Origin of the sequence: Streptomyces sp. NPDC050658, from assembly GCF_044457025.1 — a bacterium.
Classification (GTDB): domain Bacteria; phylum Actinomycetota; class Actinomycetes; order Streptomycetales; family Streptomycetaceae; genus Streptomyces.
On sequence record NZ_JBITGM010000003.1, the window covers coordinates 726,996 to 745,809 of the forward strand.

An 18,814-nucleotide genomic window follows, 5' to 3' on the forward strand; every position below is an offset into this window, starting at 1 on the left:
GATGGACTGCCGCAGGCCTCCCCTCCCAGCGAGCCTGAGCCTCGCTTCCCCCTCCTCAACCCTGATTTCCCGCCCACACCCCAGGAATCCGCCCCGCCCACGGACTCGCCTGTTCCAGTTGGGCCGCGAGGCGGAAGAGGGCGCCTTCGTGGCCGTAGGCGGCGGCGAACTGCATGCCTATGGGGAGGCCGGTCGTCGCGTCGGACGTCACCGGGACGGACATCGCCGGTGTGCCCGAGACGTTGAACACCGCCGTGAACGGTGAGAGGTCGAAGAGGCGGCGCAGCCAGCCGACGCCGTCCAGGCATTCCACGTTCTCGGCATGTGTGCCCAGCCCCACGGGGAGTGCCGGCAAGGTCGGGGTGAGCAGCATGTCGTACGTCGTGAAGTGCTGTGCCAGGCTTCGGGACACCCGGTTGCGGATCTCCAGGGCCTTGACGAACTCGGCGCCGCTCACCTGCCGCCCGTAGTGGTAGCCGGCCAGGGTCGGCGGCTCCAGGGTCGAGGCGTCGATGGGCCGGCCGAAGGCGGCGGCCAGGTCGTCGATCGACGCCGTGAGGTTGGCCGTCCATTGGCGGGTGGCGGCCAGGACGAACTCGTCCCAGTCCACGCCGAGTTCGACCGTGGCCTCCGCCACCTGGTGGCCGAGGGATTCGAGCAGACGGGTCGTACGGGAGAGGGCGTCCGTCACGGGTGTGGTCGTGCGGTGGCCGCCCCATGCGTGGGGCAGTACGCCGATCCTCAGCGTGCCGGGGTCGCGGGTGACCTCCTGCGCGTACGGTCGGGGCGGCTCCGGGGCGAAGTAGGGGTCGCCCGGTTCCGGGCCGCTCATCCGGTCCAGGAGTACCGCGCTGTCCCGCACCGTGCGGCTCACGCTGCCCTGCACCGCAAGGCCGTTGAAGACCTCGTCGAACTGGGGGGCCACGGAGACCCGGCCGCGGGTCGGCTTCAGTCCGAAGAGGCCGTTGTGCGCGGCAGGGATGCGGATCGAGCCCGCGGCGTCCGTGGCGTGCGCGATCGGGACCACCCCGGCGGCCACCGCCGCTCCCGCGCCCCCGCTCGAACCTCCCGCGCTGCGCGCCAGGTCCCACGGGTTGCGGGTCGCGCCGTACAGGACAGGTTCCGTCGTGTTGCTGTAGGCCATCTCCGGGGTCGTGGTGCGGCCGAACGTCACCAGGCCCGTGCGGCGGAAGCGTCGCATCAGGGCGGAGTCGGTGCGGGCCACATGCCCGGCCGCCAGTCGGCTGCCCAGCTCCATGCGCCTGCCGGCCATGGTCACTCCGATGTCCTTGATCAGGAACGGGACTCCGGCCAGTGGCGCGCTGCCGGGGGTGCCGGGGATCGGCTCGTCGTCGGACTGCCACGTCTCCACGATGGCGTTGATCCGCGGATTGACCGCCCGCGCGGCCTCTTGCGCCGCCGCTTCCACTTCGGCGGGGGTCACCTCGCCCTTGGCCACCAGTTCCGCGAGCCCCACCGCGTCGAAGCGCACGTACTCGGAGATCCTCATCTCCGCTCCCCTCTCCTCACACCGCCGCTCCCCGGGAGCGATCGATACCGTTGAGTCCCTGGTGATACCCATCGGTATCACATGGAACAGGCTGGTACCGTAGCAGCGGCTGAAGGGCCCCACAACGGACCGACGTCACGGAGCAGTCATGGCAACGACCGCCGGCAGGCCGAGCAGGGTGGCGAAGCTGCCGCCTCGCGAGCGCATCCTCGACGCGGCGGAAGAGCTGTTCCAGAGTGACGGGATCAGGCGGGTGGGGGTGCAGGCCATCGCCGAGCGGGCCGAGACCACCAAGATGGCGATCTACCGGCACTTCGAGACCAAGGACGCGCTCGTCGCGGAGTGGCTGCGGATCGTCGCCGCCGATTACCAGGCCGCCTTCGACCGGGTCGAGGCCGAGCACCCCGGCCGGCCCAGGGAGCAGATCCTCGGCCTCGCCCGTTTCATCGCCGAGGGGCTGCCGGACGTCTCGCACCGGGGCTGCCCGTTCATCAACTCCATCGCCGAACTCCCCGACCGCGCGCATCCCGCGCGCCAGGTGATCGAACAGCACAAGGCCCTGCAGACCCGCAGACTGGTCGGCATGTGCGCCGCCGCCGGGCTGCCCGATCCCGAGCAGACCGCGGCCGAGATCACATTCCTGCTCGAAGGCGCGCAGGTCAGCACGCAGAACGGCAGCATCGATCAGACGGGGGTTCGGCTGACGCGGATCATTGCGGGGATTCTGGACCGGTAAGGCACACCCGGCCCCCCTCAGACAGCGATCACCTTCACGCCCGCCTCGGTGAGCCGCGCCGACGCCTCCGGCGAGATGTTCACGTCGGTCACCAGCGTGTCCACACGGTCGAGACCGCAGATCCGCGCGAAGGCCCGCTTCCCGAGCTTCGAGGAGTCGGTCACCACGATCACGCGGTTGGCCCGCTCGGTGAAGAGTCTGCTGACGCCCGCCTCGTCCTCGTGATGGGCCATCGCGCCGAGCTGCGGATCGATGCCGTCGACGCCGAGGACCGCCGCGTCGAGCACGACCTCGTTCAGGACTCCGCTGGTCAGGGGGCCGACGAGTTCGTACGTCTGGGGGCGGGCCACACCGCCTGTGGAGACGATCTTGACCTGCGGGCGGACGGCCAGCTCGGCGGCGATGTTCAGCGCGTTCGTCACCACCGTGAGCGCGGGCGCGGCGACGGCCGCAGTGCCCGCGTCGCCCTCGCGACGGCCCCCGCCGACCCGCAGGGCCAGGACGCGCGCGACCTCGGTCGTCGTCGTACCGCCGTTGAGGCCCACCACTTCGCCGTCGCCGATGAGGTCGGCCGCCGCAGCCGCGATGCGCTGCTTCTCGGGCGCGCGCCGGGACGACTTGTAGCGCAGGGGCAGCTCGTACGAGACCCCGTGCGCCACCGCACCGCCGCGCGTGCGGACCAGCATCTGCTGCTCGGCCAGTTCGTCGAGGTCCCTGCGGATCGTGGCGCTGGAGACGTCGAGGGCGCCCGCCGCCTCCTCGACGTCCAACCGCCCCTCGGCGGCCAGCAGTTCGAGCAGCGCGCTCCAGCGGTCTCGTTTGGACATTGTTCTCGGACTCCCGCCCGCTCGTTCTGATCCACCGGCCAGTCACTGATCGTAGTCAACCGTCTTCACGAGGCAGGGTACGCGCATCAACAATGCTCGATCTTGCAGTTTTGAGCACCCTAACAAGCATCTATTGACATTCTGCCTGTTCGTACGACAGCGTGCTCCGCGCAGGAGACCTCCGGACACGTCCTCCGGAGACGTCCCGTCCCACCACCGAGGAGCACACGCCATGGCCGCCCCGCAGACCTGCCGTACATCTCTGGAGATCGCTTCCCAGCCGGACACCTGGCGGCAGGCCGCCCGTTCCCTCGGCTCGCTCGGTGCCGCCCTGCCGCGTCGCGGTGAGCGTGTCGCCGTCGTCGGCTGCGGCACGTCGTGGTTCATGGCCCTCGCCTACGCGCAGCTGCGCGAGGGCGGCGGGCACGGCGAGACCGACGCGTTCGCCGCGTCCGAGTTCCCGACCGGGCGCGCCTACGACCGGGTGCTCGCCATCACACGGTCCGGGACCACGACGGAGGTCCTCGACCTGCTGGCCCGGCTGAAGGGCACCGTCCCCACCTCGGCGATCACCGCCGACCCGGCCACCGCCGTGATGGACCTCGCCGACTCCGTCGCCGTCCTGGACTTCGCCGACGAGGAGTCGGTGGTCCAGACCCGCTTCGCCACCACCGTGCTCGCGCTGCTCCGCGCGCACCTGGAGGCGGAGGGCGCGCTGCCGGACGGGGTGGGGCCGCTGGCGCGGGCGATCGAGGACGCCGAGCGTGCCGTCGACGCGCCGATAGGCGACGAGCTGCGCACCGCCGAGCAGTTCACGTTCCTCGGCACGGGCTGGTCCTACGGGCTCGCGCTCGAGGCCGGGCTCAAGATGCGCGAGGCGGCGGGCGCCTGGACCGAGTCGTATCCGGCGATGGAGTACCGGCACGGGCCCATCAGCATCACCGGGCCGAACCGGGTGGCCTGGCTGTTCGGCCCCGCCCCGCTGGGCCTCGCCGACGACGTCGCGAAGGTCGGCGGCACGTTCGTCGCCGGCTCCGGGGCGGGCGGCCTCGACCCGCTGGCCGACCTGATCCTCGTACAGCGTCTGGCGGTGCTCATCGCGCAGGACCGCGGCTACGACCCGGACCGCCCCCGCAACCTGACCCGGTCCGTGATCCTCGACGACAGCCACGCCGGATGAACCGGATGTACCGGATGAACACGGCCTAGGGGCGCGGGTCACCCCGCCCCATCCGCCCTCTCCTGGAGAAGAACGATGCCCCTCTCCCCCACCGGCTCCATCACCGACAAGGCCCGCGAGCAGGGCTCGGGCGTCGGTGCCTTCAATGTCGTACAGCTCGAGCACGCCGAAGCGATCGTCGCGGGCGCGGAGCTCGCGAAGCTGCCGGTGATCCTGCAGATCAGCGAGAACACCGCGCGCTATCACGGGGCGCTTGCGCCCGTCGCCCTCGCGTCCCTCGCCATCGCCCGCGCGGCGCGGGTGCCCGTGGCGGTCCACCTGGATCACGCCGAATCGGCCGAGCTGGTGCACGAGGCCGTCGAACTCGGCTTCACCTCGGTGATGTTCGACGCCTCCAAGCTTCCGTACGACGAGAACGTGGCCGCCACCCGGTCGGTCGCGGAGTTCTGCCACAGCGCGGGCGTCTGGGTCGAGGCCGAGCTCGGCGAGGTCGGCGGCAAGGACGGAGCGCACGCTCCGGGGGTGCGCACCGACCCGGAGGAGGCACGCGCCTTCGCCGAGGCCACCGCCGTCGACGCGCTCGCGGTCGCGGTGGGCAGCTCGCACGCCATGCTGACGCGGGACGCGGCGCTCGACTTCGGGCTCATCGAGCGGCTGCGCGCGGCGGTCGGCGTCCCGCTGGTCCTGCACGGCTCGTCGGGTGTCGGCGACACGGACCTGGCGAAGGCGATCGCCTCGGGCATGACGAAGGTCAACATATCGACGCACCTCAACAAGCTGTTCACGCAGACGGTGCGCGCGCGGCTGGCCGCGGCGCCGGACGTCGCCGACCCCCGCAAGTACCTCGGTCCCGCCCGTGACGCGGTGGCGGCGGAGGTGGCGAGGCTCCTCGGCGTGCTCACGCGCGACTGAGCCTCTGGTCGGCGCCGACGAACCCGCGCCGCCCGGACGTTGTCCGGGCGGCGCGGGTTCGTCGGCGTACATGTCGGGGTCGTACATGCCGAGGGCCTGTGAACCGTCGTGCGTATCCGACGCCTCTGAACTACCGGGCCGCGTCGCTCACTTGACGGCACCCGCCGTCATCCCCGCCCGCCAGAAGCGCTGCAGGGCGACGAAGGCGAGGATCAGCGGGATCACGGAGATCAGTGAGCCGATGACGACGAGGGACGCGGGGACGGCGACGCCGTGGGCCGCGTTCCAGCCGACGAGACCCACGGTCACGGGCTGGAGGCGGTCGTCGCCGAGGACCATGGCGGGCAGCAGATAGTTGTTCCAGATCTCGACGAACTGGAAGAGGAAGATCGTCACGAGCGCCGGGACCATCATCGGCATGCCGATGGTGCGGAAGATGCGGAACTCCCCCGCCCCGTCGAGCCGTCCGGCCTCGATCACCTCGTCCGGCACCGCCTGGGCGGCGAAGATCCGCGCGAGGTAGACGCCGAAGGGGCTGACGATGCTGGGGAGCAGCACGGCGAGCGGATTGTTGATCAGGCCGACCTCGGAGAACATGAGGTAGAGCGGCAGCGTGAAGAGGATCTTCGGGACGAGTACGGCGGCGAGGACGGCGCCGAACAGGGCGCCCTTGCCCCGGAATTCGTACTTGGCCAGCAGGTAGCCCGCCATGGCGGACAGCAGGGTCGCGCCGAGGGCGCCGATCCCGCAGTACAGGACGCTGTTGAGCATCCAGCGCCAGAAGATCCCGTCGTTCTGGGCGGTGAGCCTGCTGAGGTTGTCGAAGAGGCCGAACCCGTCGAACCAGAGTCCGCTGCCGCTGAACTGCCGGCCGAACGGCTTGGTGACCGAGACGAGCAGCCACCACAGCGGGAAGAGGAAGTAGGCGGTGGAGATCAGCAGGAGGGTCAGCACGGCGCCGCGGCTCGCCGCCGTCGTGTCCCGTCGCGCAGCGCGCCTGGCGGCGGTGCGGCGCGTCCCGGTGGGTTCGGCGGATCGCGTCATGGTGGCGCTCATGCGCGCTCCCCCCGGTTGGTCAGCTTGAAGAAGACGAAGGACAGCGCGCCGACGGCGACGGCGAGGATCACCGACTGGGCGGCGGCGTAGTGGTAGTTGCCGGCCGCCACCGCGGCCTGGGCGGACATGATCGGTGTGAAGGTCGAGGAGACGGAGCCGCCGGAGATGGGCTGGAGGACCGTCGGTTCGTTGTAGAGCTGCGCGGATCCGATGATGGAGAACACCGCGGTGAGGACGAGCGAGCTGCGCACCGCGGGGATCTTGATGCTCCAGGCGATGCGCAGGGCGGACGCGCCGTCCATCTTGGCGGCCTCCAGGACTTCGCCGGGGATCATCTGCAGCGCGCTGTAGATAATGATCATGTTGTAGCCGGTCCAGCTCCACGTGACGATGTTCGCCACGGACCACAGGACCGAGCCGCCGGCGAAGAACGGGATCTGGATGCCGAGCGGTTCGAGGAGATGGTTGATGGGGCTGGACTCGGACGAGTACATGAACGACCACACGAGGGCGGCGCTGACGCCCGGGATCGCGTAGGGCAGGAACGACGCGAGCCGGAAAAGGCCCTTGCCGCGTGCGGACTTGGCGTCGATGAGCAGGGCGAGGCCGAGCGCGAGGCCCAGCATCAGCGGTACCTGCACGACGGCGAAGAGGCCCACGCGGCCCAGCGCGGCGAGGAAGTCGTGGTCGCCGAACGCCTGGGTGAAGTTGTGGAGCGGGTCGAACTCCTTGGTGGGCGCGGTGAGTCCGAGGCCCGAGCGCTTGACGACGTACAGGCTGCTGATCGTCGCGTAGACGATGGGCGCGACGTACATCGCGAGGAACAGGACCACGAAGGGGCCGCCGAACAGGAGCAGGGTGCGCTTGGTGAGCGCGGTCTCCCGCCGGGGGCGCGCGGGGCGCTTGGGCCGCCGGGGGCCTTGCCGCGGTGGTGCGGCGGGTTCGGCCGCGCTGACTGTTGTGGTCACGAGCTCTCTTCCGGTTCGACGCCTGGCGGGGCGGCCGGTGCGGATGCCCGACCGCCCCTGGTGGATCGGGGTCCGCGGTCCGCCTACTCGGTGACCTTGAGGCCCTGGTTCTTGAGTTCGCCCACCGTCTTGTCCTGGGTGGTGCGCAGGGCGTCCTTGAAGGTGCCCTTGCCGGCCCAGGCCTTGCCGAGCGCGTCGTCCAGGTCGGCGGAGGTCTTGGTCATGACGGGGCCCCAGGTCCAGTCGTCGGCGACCTTCGGGGCGGCGTCGGCGAAGACGTCGTAGATCTTCTGGCCGCCGAAGTACGGGTCCTTGGCCTTGAGTTGGGGCAGGTCGAGCAGGGCCGGGGCGGCCGGGTAGAGGGAGGCCTTGTCGACCAGGTCGCCATACGCCTCACGGTCGGTGCTCAGCCAGTGGGCGAAGGTCCACGCGGCCTTGCTGTCCTCGCAGCCCTTGAGTACGGCGGTGGCGGAGCCGCCCGCGTTGCCGACGGCGCTGTCGCCCGCCGTCCACTGCGGCATCGGTGCGACGGCCCAGTCGCCGGAGCCGTCCTTGGCACCGCCCTTGATCACGCCGGCCTGCCAGACAGCGCCGACGACGGTCGCGATGTTACCGTTGCCAATTCCGCTGTACCACGACTGGTCGTACATGGGGGCCTTGCTGATCAGGCCGTCGCCGGCCAGGCCCTGCCAGTAGTCGGCGACCTTCTGGTTGGCCTTCGAGTCCAGGCCCACCTTCCATGCGTCGCCCTCGATGCCGAACCAGCTGGCGCCCGCCTGCCAGGACATGCCCGCGTAGTCGTAGTTCAGGTAGGGCGAGGAGATGTAGCGCTTGGGGTCGGAGGCGTGGATCTTCTTGGCCTGGGACTTGTACTCGTCCCAGGTCTTCGGCGGCTTCAGGTCCAGCTCGTCGTAGAGCTTCTTGTTGTAGAACAGCGCCATCGGGCCGGTGTCGACGGGCGCGCCGTAGACGGCGTCACCGAGCGAGACCGAGCGCCAGGCCGCCTGCTGGAAGTCGCCCTTGTCGCCGTTCGCCTCCTTCGATACGTCGGTGAGGGCGCCCTGCGCGGCGAAGCTGGGCAGGGTCTCGTACCCGACCTGCGCGAGGCACGGGGCGTTGCCGGCCTGCACCGCGTTGAGCATCTTCTGGTAGCCGCCCTTGGCGCCGGGCTGCACCTCCTGGTACTCGACCTTGATGTCGGGGTGCGCCTCGTTGAACGCCTTGACCGCGTCGGCGTACCCCGGCGACCAGCCCCAGAACTTCAGCGTCCCGGTCCCGTCACCGCCGCCACCGGCGGAATCAGAACCGGACGACGAACATCCGCCGAGCACCAGCGTGAGAGTGACGGCTGCGGCGATTCCCGCCGCGCGCATACGAGTCCTCTGCACGGCCCCTCCTTGTGTTCATGGGCAGGGATCAGACCCGGACACCGAGGGCGGGGCCTGCTGTGAGATCGATGCACCGAGGGCCACAGGAGACCTCACTCGGCGCACCGATGGCCGGAACTATGGCAGAGAATGTTATCGATGCCAATAGGTCGATCACATCCCGCGCTCAGGAGGGTGAGAAGGGGATGAGGCCGGTATCATCCGGCGCACGGAACGACGTGAGGACGCGGGACGCATGGAGACAGTGAACGGTGGCGAGGGCGGCGGTCGGCCGCCCGGCATGGCCGATGTGGCCCGGGTCGCGGGGGTCTCCGCGCAGACGGTGTCGCGTGCCCTCTCCGACCATCCCAATGTCCGGGAGGAGACGCGGGCCAAGGTGCTCGCCGCCGTGGAACGGCTCGGGTACCGGAAGAACAGCGCCGCCCGCATCCTGTCCTCGGGGCGGAGCCGGACGATCGGCGTCGTGACGCTCCAGACGACGTTCTACTCCCGCCTCACGCTCACGTTCGGCATCGAGAGCGCGGCGTACGCGGCGGGGTACTCGGTCTCCACCGCGTCCACGGCGTCGCTCGACACCTCCGCCGTCGAGGCGGCGCTGTCCCGGCTCGCGGACCAGCGCGTCGAGGGCATCATCCTGGCCATCCCGCTCATCCATGTCAGCCCCCGGATCGAGCAGTTGACGGACTCCCTGCCCACGGTGACCGTGGACGGCTCGCGCACGGCTGCCTCCGAGGTGGTGGCGGTGGACCAGGTGCAGGCCGCGCGCCTGGCGACGCGGCACCTGCTCGATCTCGGTCACGAGACGGTGTGGCATGTCGCGGGCCCCGGCGAGTGGCTCGACGCGGCGAGCCGGCTCCAGGGCTGGCGGGAGACGCTGGAGGCCGAGGGCCGCACGGCTCCGCCGGTCCTGGAGGGCGACTGGTCCCCGTCGTCCGGCTACCGCAACGGCCTCATCCTCGGCCGCATCCCGGATGTCACCGCCGTCTTCGCGGCGAGCGACGAGATGGCCTTCGGCGTGATCCGCGCCCTGCACGAACTGGACCGGCGGGTCCCGCAGGACATCTCCGTGGTGGGCGTCGACAACATCGACCTGGCCGAGTACTGCTCGCCGTCCCTGACCACGGTCGCCCAACCGTTCGCGGAGATGGGCGCGCTGGCCTTCGGTCATCTGCTGCGGCTGATCGAGAATCCGGAGGCGGAGCATGAGCCGGCGTCGGTGGAGCCGGAGTTGATCGTGCGGACCAGTACGGGGCCGGTGGGGCGAGCGGCCGGCTGACGGCGAGGGCGGTGGGGTTGGGGCGTGTGTCCGGGCGGCATGATGTGCCCCGTGACCATCAGCGCGGACCCGCACCGCCCCATGCCGACCCGGATACCGGGTTACGACGGCGGCCCCCTCACCCACCCCGTCGATTTCCTGGACGATCCCCTGTTCTGGCTGGGCCACCTGGCCTCCTGCGCCCGGAGCGAGGAGAGCCAGGAGCTGTTGTTCGGGGCGGACCACGACGCGGCCTCCGAGTTCCAGAACACGCTCTGGGAGCGCGCGGACTGGCCGACGTTCACCGTCACCCTCGCCGCCGGTCACCGTCTCCCCGTCGTCTGCCGCACCGCCGAGGGCGAAGCAGGCATCGACTACCTCCTGCACCACCCCGATTGGCCCGAGGCGGACCTCCTCGCACGGGACGACGGCCACTTCATGGGCCCGGGCCTGTCCTGGTCGGAGCTGGCGGCAGCCGCTTCTCCGGGCCCGCCCGGCGGCAGCCCCCTCGACGCCCACGCACGTCTGCTGCTTCTGCTGCCCGCTCTCGGGGACGACACCGTGCCCACTGCCGATGCCGTCGCCCGCGTGGCGGCCGCGCTGCGCGCATGCACCGCGGTGGAGAATCCCGACCGGCTCGCGGAACTCATGCTGGAGTACCAGGGTGCTCCCGGCCCCGCCCACTGGACGACGACCGGAAACGCCGTCCGCGTCAACGACGGCGGCTACTCCTTCCGCAACCCGGCCAACTCCTTCGCGCTCCCGGCCGCCGGCCAGGCCCGCGTGACGGCCGCGCTGGCGCCATGACGGGCACACACCGGGACTTCGCCGCCGAAGACCCGGAGCTCTGGACCTTCCTCGGCTCCCTCCGTCTCGGCGAGACCCTCTCGGGCACGGTCGCGGCGATCGAACGGTTCGGCGTGTTCGTGGCACTGGACGAAGGCCCGGCTCACCCGGTCTTCCCCGGGGTCGGATTCATCACGATCCCCGAACTCTCCTGGCAGCGCATCGAATCGGCGGCGGACGTCGTGCGGGTGGGCGACCGCGTCAGATGCGAGTTCCTCCAGTTCGACACATCGAACGGCGAGGCCAGACTGTCGCTACGGGCGCTGCAACCGGACCCCGGCGCTGCGCCACCTCTCCTTCGAGATCAGCCTGCAGGGCATGGCCCTGCGCGACCCCGCCCTGCAGAGCGGACTGGCCGCTTCCGTCCGGGCCTACGAGGAACACCTGGCCGCGCTGCTCACCGGACGGGCCCACGGAGGCGCCCACGGAGCCACCGTGACGCCGCGTCAGGCCGCGCGCCTGGCCGCGGCGCTCAGGGCGCTCCTCGTCGGGCTCAGCCAAGCCCTCGTCCTCGGCCTGACCGAAGCGACACCCGAAGCGGCACCCGAGGCCTTCTTCGCCGATGCGGCGACGGCACTCACCGCACCGGAGGTCCTCGGTCCGCCCTGAGTGACCCGCCCCGAGATCAATTCCGTGGAGGCCGCTGCGCGGGTCGCCTAGCCTCTCCGGCCATGGAAGGCCACAGGGAAGACCAGATCGAAGCCCCCACGGAAAGCACACGCCACCTGCTGAACGTCGTCGACATCGAGGCCACCTGCTGGGAGGGCCGACCGCCGCCGGGGCAAGTGGGCGAGATCATCGAAATCGGCCTCTGCGTGGTCGACTTGGCGGCCGGGGAGCGCATCGCCAGGCACCGCATCCTGGTGCGCCCCGCCCGGTCGAAGGTGAGCGCCTTCTGCACGGAGCTGACGGGACTCACCCAGTCCGAGGCCGACTCCGGAGTGCCCTTGGCGCAGGCCTGCGCGGTGCTCGCCCGGGACCACGCGGCGGGCTCCCGGGCCTGGGCCAGTTGGGGCGACTACGACCGCAACCAGTTCACCCGCCAGTGCCGCGCCGGACAGGGCCGCTACCCCTTCTCCGGTCAACACCTCAACGCCAAGGCCGTCTTCACATCGGCGTACGCCCTGAAGAAGCGCCCCGGCATGGCCCAGGCCCTGAAGCTCGCCGGCCTCCCTCTGGAGGGCCGGCACCACAGCGGCGCCGACGACGCGTGGAACATCGGGGCGCTGGTCCTGGACGTGGCCCGGCGGGGCGGCTGGCCGGTGTGACATCTTGCGGGGCATGAGCGACTTCGACGTGGCGTGGGCGGCGGCGCCTGATGCGGTCCGACGGTGCCTGTCATTGGCGTACGAGGGTTTGCTGGCGGGCGGTCTGGCCGTGGGCGCGGTGCTCACGGGACCGGACGCGGCAGTCCTGGCCGAAGGCCGCAACCAGGCGTACGACGACGGCCCGGGGAGCGGCCCGCTGCGCCGGACGCCGCTCGCGCACGCCGAGCTCAACGCCCTGGGCAGTGCCCGCACCGACTGGGACTTGGGCACTCTGACCCTGTGGAGCACCCAGGAGCCCTGCGCGATGTGCACGGCAGCGGCGGCTTTCACGGGGGTGGGCTCGGTGACGTATCTGGCCCCTGACCCCTGGGCGTTGGCCGGCGGCAGTGACGGATCGTCGGGCGTGGCGGGGCTGGGCGAGCAGCCGTGGCTGGTGGCGGCCAACGTCATGTTCCTGCGGAGCGTGTCGATGGCCGCACAAGGGCCGGACGAACCAACGACGTTGACCCGCAACCGGCTGCTGGAGCCCGAGACGGCCGCCCTGCACGACTCCCTCCCGGCGGGGCCGCCCACCGCCCCGGCGGCCGAGGCATGGCTGGCGGAGCTATGGCCCGCCCTCAACGACGCGGCGACGGCCCGCCGGCTGCGCACGCGGGCCTGACGCGTCGGACGTACCGCCCGCCGTCGCGCCTCGGCTCCGTCTCACCGAGTGCTCGACGCCCCGGAGCGGGCCGCCAGCCGGGACAGCAGCGTGGCGCGCTGCTCCGCGTCCCGGGCGAGGTCGATCGCCGTCCAGGCCATGGCCAGACCACCGTCGAGCACGGCGCGGTCCGCGCCGGCGCTCACTCCGAAGCGGGTGAAGTCGGGGTTGTGCATGATCGCGTCCCCGCAGTCGTACCCGATCATGGGGTGGATGGTGGGCATGACCTGCGAGACGTTGCCCATGTCGGTCGAGCCGCCGCGCAGGTTCGGGTTCTCCATGGCGACCTCGCGTCCCAGGGCGGTCGCGGCGGAGGCGTACAGGCGGCTCATCGCCAGGTCCTGCCGCAGGTCTGCGTAGTCGTTGCCGACGGCCTCGAGGGCGAGTTCCGCCCCGGTGGCCAGCGCACCGGCCTCGAAGCAGGCCCGGACGCGCGCCTGGAGTTCGGCGAGGTCGTCCGTCGACTCGGCCCGGCAGTCGTAGGCGGCGGTGACGTGACCGGGTATCACGTTGGGCGCCTCGCCTCCGGAGGTGACCACGCCGTGCACGATGCCGCCCGGGATCATCTGCTGGCGGTAGGCGCTGATCGCGACCTGGGCGACCATCATCGCGTCGGCCGCGTTGATCCCGCGGTGCGGCATGGCCGCGGCGTGCGAAGTGCGGCCGGTGTAGGTGATGTTCCAGCTGCTGATCGCCAGTGAGCTCATGCCGACCGCGTCCTCCGGGGCGGCGTGCACCATCATCGCGGCGGCCACGTCGTCGAAGGCGCCGCCGCGCAGCATGTCGGCCTTGCCGCCGCCGTACTCCTCGGCCGGTGTGCCCAACAGCCGTACGGTGACCCCGATCTCGTCCGCGACCTCGGCCAGCGCGAGGGCCGCCGCGACGGCCGAGGCTCCGTTGACGTTGTGGCCGCAGGCGTGGCCGATGCCGGGCAGCGCGTCGTACTCCGCGCAGATGCCGATCACCAGCTCGCCGCTGCCCGCCGTCGCGCTGAACGCCGTCGGCAGATCGCAGACGCCGCGCGTCACGTCGAAGCCTGCGCCCTCCACGAGGTCGGCGATCTTCTTCGCCGAGCGGTGCTCCTCGTAGGCCAGTTCCGGCTCGGCGTGCAGGCTGTGGCTGAGCCCGATGACCGCGTCCTGTCGCCGGGTCAGCTCGGTGCGCGTACGTGCCCGCAGCGCGTCGGCCAGGGTGCCGGATCCGGTGCTCACGAGTTGTCCTCCAAGAGAGAGTTACGAGATGGGCGCGGTGGGCCGCTCAGTGGCGGGCGGGGTTGTCCTCGCGCCGGTAGAAGAAGGCGATCGCGGCTCCGGCCAGGGAGACGGCCGCGCAGACCCACCAGGACGTGGTGTAGGCGTCGAGCCGCGGCAGCGAGGCACCCGCCGGCGTGCGAGCCGCCGAGATGCTCAGGACCGCCGCCGCGCCGAGCGAACCGCCGACGTTGATCAGCAGCTCGTTGATGCCGGAGCCGACCGAGGTCTGCTCGCGCGGCACCGCCTCGACGGCGAGCGTCCGGGTCGCGTACTGCATCAGGCCCGCGCCCGCTCCCGCGACGGCGGTGCCGGCCAGGAACAGCATCAGCTCGTCGTGCGCGACGACGGCCGACACATATCCGGCGGCCATCAGCAGCGAGCCGGTCACCAGCGTGCGCCGGTCGGAGAGCACCGAGGCCAGCGAGGGGGCGATGAGGGCGCCGACGCCCGTCATGAGCATGTTGGGCAGCATCGCGAGCGCGACGCCCAGCGGGGCGAGCCCCAGTCCGTACCCGGCCTCGGCGCTGCCGGTGCCGAGGAAGACCGGGTTGGCGACCTGCAGCCCGATCATGCAGAACGGGAAGGTGAGGGTGACCAGCGAGACCACGATGACGTTGCGGCGCACGAACAGCCGGACGTCGATCATCGGAGAGTCCGTACGCAGCTCGACCAGCACCCAGACCGCCGTGACGAGGACGCCACCGGCCAGACAGGCCACGGTGCGGGGCGAGGTCCACTCCCAGCCGGGCGTGCCGCCGAGGCCGAGGCCGAGCATCACGGCGACCAGGCCGACGCACAGCAGCAGGCCGCCGAGCCAGTCGACCGAGCCGCTCTGCCGGGTGTCGCTCTCCGGAAGCAGCGGCCAGGTCACGGCCAGGGCGATCGCCACGACCGCCGTCGGCACCCAGAGCGCGGCCGTCAGGCTGGTCGCGTAGGCGGCGACCGCGCCGCTGGCCACCAGGCCCAGCGCGAGGCCGCCGAGCAGGGCCGCGACCATCAGGCTGATCCCGCGCCGGCTCTCGGAATTTCCGCCCCGGTTGCGCAGGATGCCGACCAGGAGCGGGAAGAAGCCCGCGAACGCGCCCTGGAAGATCTGGCCCACCAGCAGCATTTCGAAGGAACGGCTGAGGCCGACCAGGATCGATCCCACGAGCACGATCGCCAGGTTCCAGCGCAGGACCTTGCGGTGGCCGTAGAGGTCGCCCATCCGGGAGAGGACGGGGGTGAACGCGACGCTGGCGAGCAGGTTCGCGATGCTGATCCAGTTCAGGTCGGCGACGCTGACGTGCAGGGTGTCGGTCAGCTGCTTGAGCAGCGGGGCCAGGAAGCCCTGCATGACGCCGCTGGTCAGCTCCACCAGGGCGATGGACACGACGACGGCGAACGCGGGCGTGGTGCGGGTGGCGGGAGGCCCAGCGGGTCTTGCCGTGCCGGCACGGGGGCCGTTCTCGAGGTGAGTCATGCGTGCAGCACCTTCTGGCGGGGCCTGGCGGCCATGAGGCAGGGGGAGCGTCGCTCACGGCGTACGAGTCGGACCCGTGATGGACGAGCGGCGGAATGCGCACCACAATGTCGCCAGCGCGGCGGGTCCCGGGCAATACATCGCCTGCATATCGAGCGATTGCAGCATCGGAGGGGCGCACCTCGGCGGATTCAGGCAGGCATGCCGCCTCGCGTCGTCGACTCGGACACGCGGTGGGACCGCGTACTGTGGCCGACGCGTCGGTCGGACGCCGCACTCCGGCGCCAGGCGCACGCCTCAGGAGACTTCGCATGACGCACCAGGACCACTCCCCCGCCTCCCCCGCCCCGCAGCCCCGGCCGGATGCCGCCGTGGACTTCACCGCCGATCCGCTCGACCAGGCGATCCTCCGCGCCCTGCGCCGCGATCCCCGCGCGCCCTTCGCCGACATCGCGGCGGCGACCGGCGTCCACGAACGCACCATCGCCCGTCGCCTGGAGCGGATGACCGCCACGGGGCAGGTCGGCTTCACCGCGGCGCTGGTCCCCGAATACCTCGGCGAGGGGCTGGTGGCGGAAGTCGCGGTGCGCTGTGCGCCGGGGCACGTCCAGGAGGTCGCGCGGGCGCTCGCCCGGCGCCCCGATGTCCGCTCGGTCGAGGCCGCCACGGGCACGCTCGACGTGTACGCCGAGTTCAGCGTCCCCGGCCACGAACATCTGCTGTCCGTCGTCGACGGGCCGCTCGGCCAGTTGCCGGGCGTGACGGACCTGCACTCCTCGATCGTGCTCCGCCTGCTCCTGACCGCGAACGACTGGGCACCCTTCGACGACGAGCCCACGCCCGTCCGGCGCGCCGTCATCGAGGGCCGGACGCTGCCCGAACCCCCTGGGGTCGACGAGCTGGACCGGGCGATGGTCGCGCTCCTGGAGTCGGACGCCCGGATGCCGATGACCAGGCTCGCCCGCGAACTGTGTGTCGGGGAGACCACCGCGCGCCGCCGCCTCGCCCGCCTGATGAGCTCCCATGTGCTGCATGTGCGGCTGCACGCGGAACCCGTCGTCCTCGGGTTCCCGGTGGAGGCGCGCTTCCGGCTGGCCGTCGACCACGGCTGCCTCGACCGTGCCGTGCAACGGCTCGCCCGCGAATCCACCCTCCGCCACCTGGTCGTCACGACCGGCCGCTACAACGTCCTCGGCTACTCCAGCCATCGCACGGCCGAGGAGGTCCACGACTTCTCCTCACGGGCCTTCGCCGGCCTGCCCGGAGTGAACGCCGCCGAGACCGCGCTGCTGATGCGCACCTTCAAACGCGCGGGCGTGCCGGTCGCCGCCTCGTCGGCACCGGGCCGCCGTCGGCCTTGACCCATCAGCGAACGGCCGCTTCCGGCTGTTCAGCGAACGGCCGTGCCCTTCCGCCAGATGTCGACCTCCGTCCCCGGCTGACGCGCGGAGAACCGGCCCGACGGCGAGTACCGGCGCAGGAGTTGGCGCAGTTCTGCCTCGAAGTCCTGTCGGCGTGCGCCGAACAGGTGCGGGGCCGAGAACGACATGGAGAACACCCCGGCCACGGCGTCGTCGACGGTGCGCACCAGCGGCCGGCCGCCGGGTACGACGAGTCGCTGCGGTCCGCTGAATCCCGCTCGTGCGTACACCTCCGACTCGCCGCCGGGTGTGCCTTGGGGAAGCGTTCCCCGGCCGGCCCGTCGGACCGGTCCCAGGTAGCGCCGGACCAGTTCGTCCACGGCCGCGTGGGGCACCGGCGGGTACGGAAGGCCCTCCATGTGCCGGGGCTCCCCTTTCTGGTCCGATACGTGCGCGAGGACTCCGCCTGGCCGGAGCATGTCCCTGACCGTGGCCGCCACCGTGTCGCGGTCCATCCAGTGGAAGGACTGGCCGAAGGTGGCGACGGTGAACTCGCCCAGCCCCGCGGGCAGTTCCTCGGCCCGCGCCCGGACCCAGCGCGCCTTGTCGGCCACTCCGCACCGTACGGCCGCGCGTTCCGCCTCGGCGATCATCCCGCGGTCCGGGTCCACGCCGACGACCTCGGCGAACAGCCGTGCCAGGTTCAGGGCGAGGGTGCCGGGGCCGCATCCGACGTCGAGGAGCCGCCCCCGCCCGTCGAGCCCCAGGGCTTCGGCCAGCTTGTCCGCGAGACCGGGGGCGTAAGGGAGTCTCCCGCGCCCGTAGTAGGCGGCCGTACCCGCGAAGAGCGTCTCGTCCCACTCCCAGCCCGCCGCCGCCATGCCCACGCTCCGCCGTCACTCGCCGTCTCCGCCCGGACCCGCGATGATTCCACGGCACCCCGCCCCGGCCACGCCGCGCGGCCGATGTCATCCGTTCGATAGCCTCGGCCGCCGTACAGCTGTGCAGTCAAGCGGCATGACCTGGGGGTCTTTTGATGGTGGAACAGACGGAAAGCACGCCTGGCCGGGCCGAAGCGGAAGAGCGCTTTCTGCGGGACTGGGGGCTCGAACTCCCGGAGTCGGTCTTCCGGTTCTGGACGTTCCTCGGCTCCCTCGGCCACGTCGAGCGGCGGGCACTCCAGGAGCTGGACGTCAGCCCGGTCGGCGTCATGGACCTCTTCGCCGACGCCGGACGGCAGCCGCGCGACGGCATCGACGTCCGGGTGCACGGCCGCTACTACCGCGACCCTCCGGAGTTCGTGACGTTCCTGCACGGCGGCTCGGACGGACTCCACCACGGCCTGTGGTTCGACGACGGCCGCACCTGCGCCGGTGTCGCCTCCTACTACAACAACGACGGCGGCGGCATCGACACCCGTTCGGGCACGCCGCTCGAAGCGGTGCGCTCGATCATCGAGCTCGTCTGCCGCGATCTCGACGACGACGTACGGGACGACGACGTACAGGACGAGGTGTCCGCGCGGCGCTCCCGTCTCGACCTGCTCCGCACCGCGCTGACCGCCTTCGAGACCAGGGACCGGCCGGAGACCGGGCTCGCCTACTCCCAGGCGTACGTCTGGACCGCCCCGCCCGTCGCCCCTGACCGGATCACCACACTGGACGGGGCCGGCGCGCTCGCGTCGGGCGAGTCCGCGCTGGGCCGCCCGCCGCACAACGCGGCGGACGAGTACAAGTTCGCGACGTACATGTACGAGCTCTTCGAGGACCCCGCGGCGCTGCGGGAGTCGGCGGCCGAGGCCCGGCGCCGCTGCTCCGCGGGCGACCCGACGGAGGCGCTCCTCCTCGGCCGCGACCTGCACTGGGCGTCGGGCGGCGATCCGGCGCGCGAGGTTCTTGCGAACGAACTCCTCGCGCTCGCCTACCGGGCGCTCGACCGCCCCGCGCTGGCCGCGATCGCCGACGCCCATCACCGGCACCGTTCCTTGCCGAAGGTGGACGTCCTGGAGCAGTGAACCAGATCACACCGGTGGGCTGTCACGCTTCTCCGCCCCGACGTGTCTCGATGGTCGCCGAAGAGAGGAACCGGAGCC

18 protein-coding genes and 1 pseudogene are annotated in these 18,814 nt (G+C 71.5%); 11 read left to right on the forward strand and 8 right to left on the reverse strand.

What is annotated here, in order from left to right; translation table 11 throughout:
* Positions 1-55: 55 nt before the first annotated feature.
* Positions 56-1,510 carry an amidase gene (locus tag ACIBKX_RS14775; protein WP_363277637.1) on the reverse strand — a complete coding sequence of 485 codons (1,455 nt, stop codon included), beginning with the start codon at positions 1,508-1,510 and terminating at the stop codon, positions 56-58.
* A gap of 148 nt (positions 1,511-1,658) precedes the next feature.
* Between ACIBKX_RS14775 and ACIBKX_RS14780 the strand changes: the two genes are divergently transcribed.
* Positions 1,659-2,246 (forward strand): helix-turn-helix domain-containing protein, encoded by a 588-nt coding sequence (locus tag ACIBKX_RS14780; RefSeq protein ID WP_363277638.1) that lies wholly within the window; start codon positions 1,659-1,661, stop codon positions 2,244-2,246.
* A 17-nt stretch (positions 2,247-2,263) separates the two neighbouring features.
* On the opposite strand, the gene ACIBKX_RS14785 is transcribed toward ACIBKX_RS14780, so the two are convergent.
* Complete coding sequence (locus ACIBKX_RS14785; RefSeq protein WP_363277639.1) at positions 2,264-3,073, reverse strand: DeoR/GlpR family DNA-binding transcription regulator; 810 nt, start codon at positions 3,071-3,073, stop codon at positions 2,264-2,266.
* A gap of 232 nt (positions 3,074-3,305) precedes the next feature.
* On the opposite strand from ACIBKX_RS14785, the gene ACIBKX_RS14790 reads away from it, so the two are divergent.
* On the forward strand, positions 3,306-4,253 hold the full coding sequence (locus tag ACIBKX_RS14790) for a sugar isomerase (RefSeq protein WP_363277640.1): 948 nt from the start codon (positions 3,306-3,308) through the stop codon (positions 4,251-4,253).
* A 75-nt stretch (positions 4,254-4,328) separates the two neighbouring features.
* Positions 4,329-5,165: a class II fructose-bisphosphate aldolase gene (locus ACIBKX_RS14795; protein WP_363277641.1), complete on the forward strand. Its 837-nt coding sequence runs from the start codon at positions 4,329-4,331 to the stop codon at positions 5,163-5,165.
* A 147-nt stretch (positions 5,166-5,312) separates the two neighbouring features.
* Here the strand turns inward: ACIBKX_RS14795 and ACIBKX_RS14800 are convergent, their stop codons facing one another.
* The 3 genes from ACIBKX_RS14800 to ACIBKX_RS14810 all read right to left on the reverse strand — a co-directional run bounded on the left by ACIBKX_RS14800 (position 5,313) and on the right by ACIBKX_RS14810 (position 8,577).
* On the reverse strand, positions 5,313-6,221 hold the full coding sequence (locus ACIBKX_RS14800; protein WP_363277904.1) for a carbohydrate ABC transporter permease: 909 nt from the start codon (positions 6,219-6,221) through the stop codon (positions 5,313-5,315).
* Positions 6,218-7,189: a sugar ABC transporter permease gene (locus tag ACIBKX_RS14805; protein WP_363277903.1), complete on the reverse strand. Its 972-nt coding sequence runs from the start codon at positions 7,187-7,189 to the stop codon at positions 6,218-6,220. The genes ACIBKX_RS14800 and ACIBKX_RS14805 overlap by 4 nt, the downstream gene beginning before the upstream one ends.
* A gap of 83 nt (positions 7,190-7,272) precedes the next feature.
* On the reverse strand, positions 7,273-8,577 hold the full coding sequence (locus ACIBKX_RS14810; RefSeq protein WP_363277902.1) for a sugar ABC transporter substrate-binding protein: 1,305 nt from the start codon (positions 8,575-8,577) through the stop codon (positions 7,273-7,275).
* 235 nt (positions 8,578-8,812) lie between these two features.
* Here ACIBKX_RS14810 and ACIBKX_RS14815 point away from each other — a divergent pair, with 235 nt between their 5' ends.
* The 6 genes and pseudogenes from ACIBKX_RS14815 (at position 8,813) to ACIBKX_RS14840 (ending at position 12,607) form a co-directional block, all read left to right on the forward strand.
* Positions 8,813-9,853: a LacI family DNA-binding transcriptional regulator gene (locus tag ACIBKX_RS14815; RefSeq protein WP_363277901.1), complete on the forward strand. Its 1,041-nt coding sequence runs from the start codon at positions 8,813-8,815 to the stop codon at positions 9,851-9,853.
* 51 nt (positions 9,854-9,904) lie between these two features.
* Positions 9,905-10,639 (forward strand): hypothetical protein, encoded by a 735-nt coding sequence (locus tag ACIBKX_RS14820; RefSeq protein WP_363277900.1) that lies wholly within the window; start codon positions 9,905-9,907, stop codon positions 10,637-10,639.
* A pseudogene (locus ACIBKX_RS14825) lies at positions 10,636-10,878 on the forward strand (S1 RNA-binding domain-containing protein); the annotation flags it as partial. The gene ACIBKX_RS14820 and the pseudogene ACIBKX_RS14825, both read left to right, overlap by 4 nt.
* A 118-nt stretch (positions 10,879-10,996) precedes the next feature.
* Positions 10,997-11,287 carry a hypothetical protein gene (locus ACIBKX_RS14830; RefSeq protein ID WP_363277907.1) on the forward strand — a complete coding sequence of 97 codons (291 nt, stop codon included), beginning with the start codon at positions 10,997-10,999 and terminating at the stop codon, positions 11,285-11,287.
* A 62-nt stretch (positions 11,288-11,349) separates the two neighbouring features.
* Complete coding sequence (locus ACIBKX_RS14835) at positions 11,350-11,946, forward strand: 3'-5' exonuclease (RefSeq protein ID WP_363277906.1); 597 nt, start codon at positions 11,350-11,352, stop codon at positions 11,944-11,946.
* A gap of 13 nt (positions 11,947-11,959) precedes the next feature.
* Complete coding sequence (locus tag ACIBKX_RS14840; protein WP_363277899.1) at positions 11,960-12,607, forward strand: nucleoside deaminase; 648 nt, start codon at positions 11,960-11,962, stop codon at positions 12,605-12,607.
* Between the two features lie 41 nt (positions 12,608-12,648).
* Here the strand turns inward: ACIBKX_RS14840 and ACIBKX_RS14845 are convergent, their stop codons facing one another.
* Positions 12,649-13,857: a M20 family metallopeptidase gene (locus ACIBKX_RS14845; RefSeq protein WP_363277898.1), complete on the reverse strand. Its 1,209-nt coding sequence runs from the start codon at positions 13,855-13,857 to the stop codon at positions 12,649-12,651.
* A gap of 46 nt (positions 13,858-13,903) precedes the next feature.
* Positions 13,904-15,361 carry an MFS transporter gene (locus tag ACIBKX_RS14850; protein ID WP_363277897.1) on the reverse strand — a complete coding sequence of 486 codons (1,458 nt, stop codon included), beginning with the start codon at positions 15,359-15,361 and terminating at the stop codon, positions 13,904-13,906.
* Between the two features lie 311 nt (positions 15,362-15,672).
* On the opposite strand from ACIBKX_RS14850, the gene ACIBKX_RS14855 reads away from it, so the two are divergent.
* The gene (locus tag ACIBKX_RS14855; RefSeq protein WP_363277896.1) at positions 15,673-16,722 is read left to right on the forward strand and encodes an Lrp/AsnC family transcriptional regulator; all 1,050 of its coding nucleotides are present in this window, start codon (positions 15,673-15,675) and stop codon (positions 16,720-16,722) included.
* A 29-nt stretch (positions 16,723-16,751) separates the two neighbouring features.
* Here the strand turns inward: ACIBKX_RS14855 and ACIBKX_RS14860 are convergent, their stop codons facing one another.
* Complete coding sequence (locus ACIBKX_RS14860) at positions 16,752-17,603, reverse strand: class I SAM-dependent methyltransferase (RefSeq protein ID WP_363277895.1); 852 nt, start codon at positions 17,601-17,603, stop codon at positions 16,752-16,754.
* A gap of 155 nt (positions 17,604-17,758) precedes the next feature.
* Between ACIBKX_RS14860 and ACIBKX_RS14865 the strand changes: the two genes are divergently transcribed.
* Entirely contained in the window at positions 17,759-18,736 is a 978-nt protein-coding gene (locus ACIBKX_RS14865) for an ADP-ribosylation family protein (protein WP_363277894.1), read from the forward strand.
* Positions 18,737-18,814 lie beyond the last annotated feature (78 nt).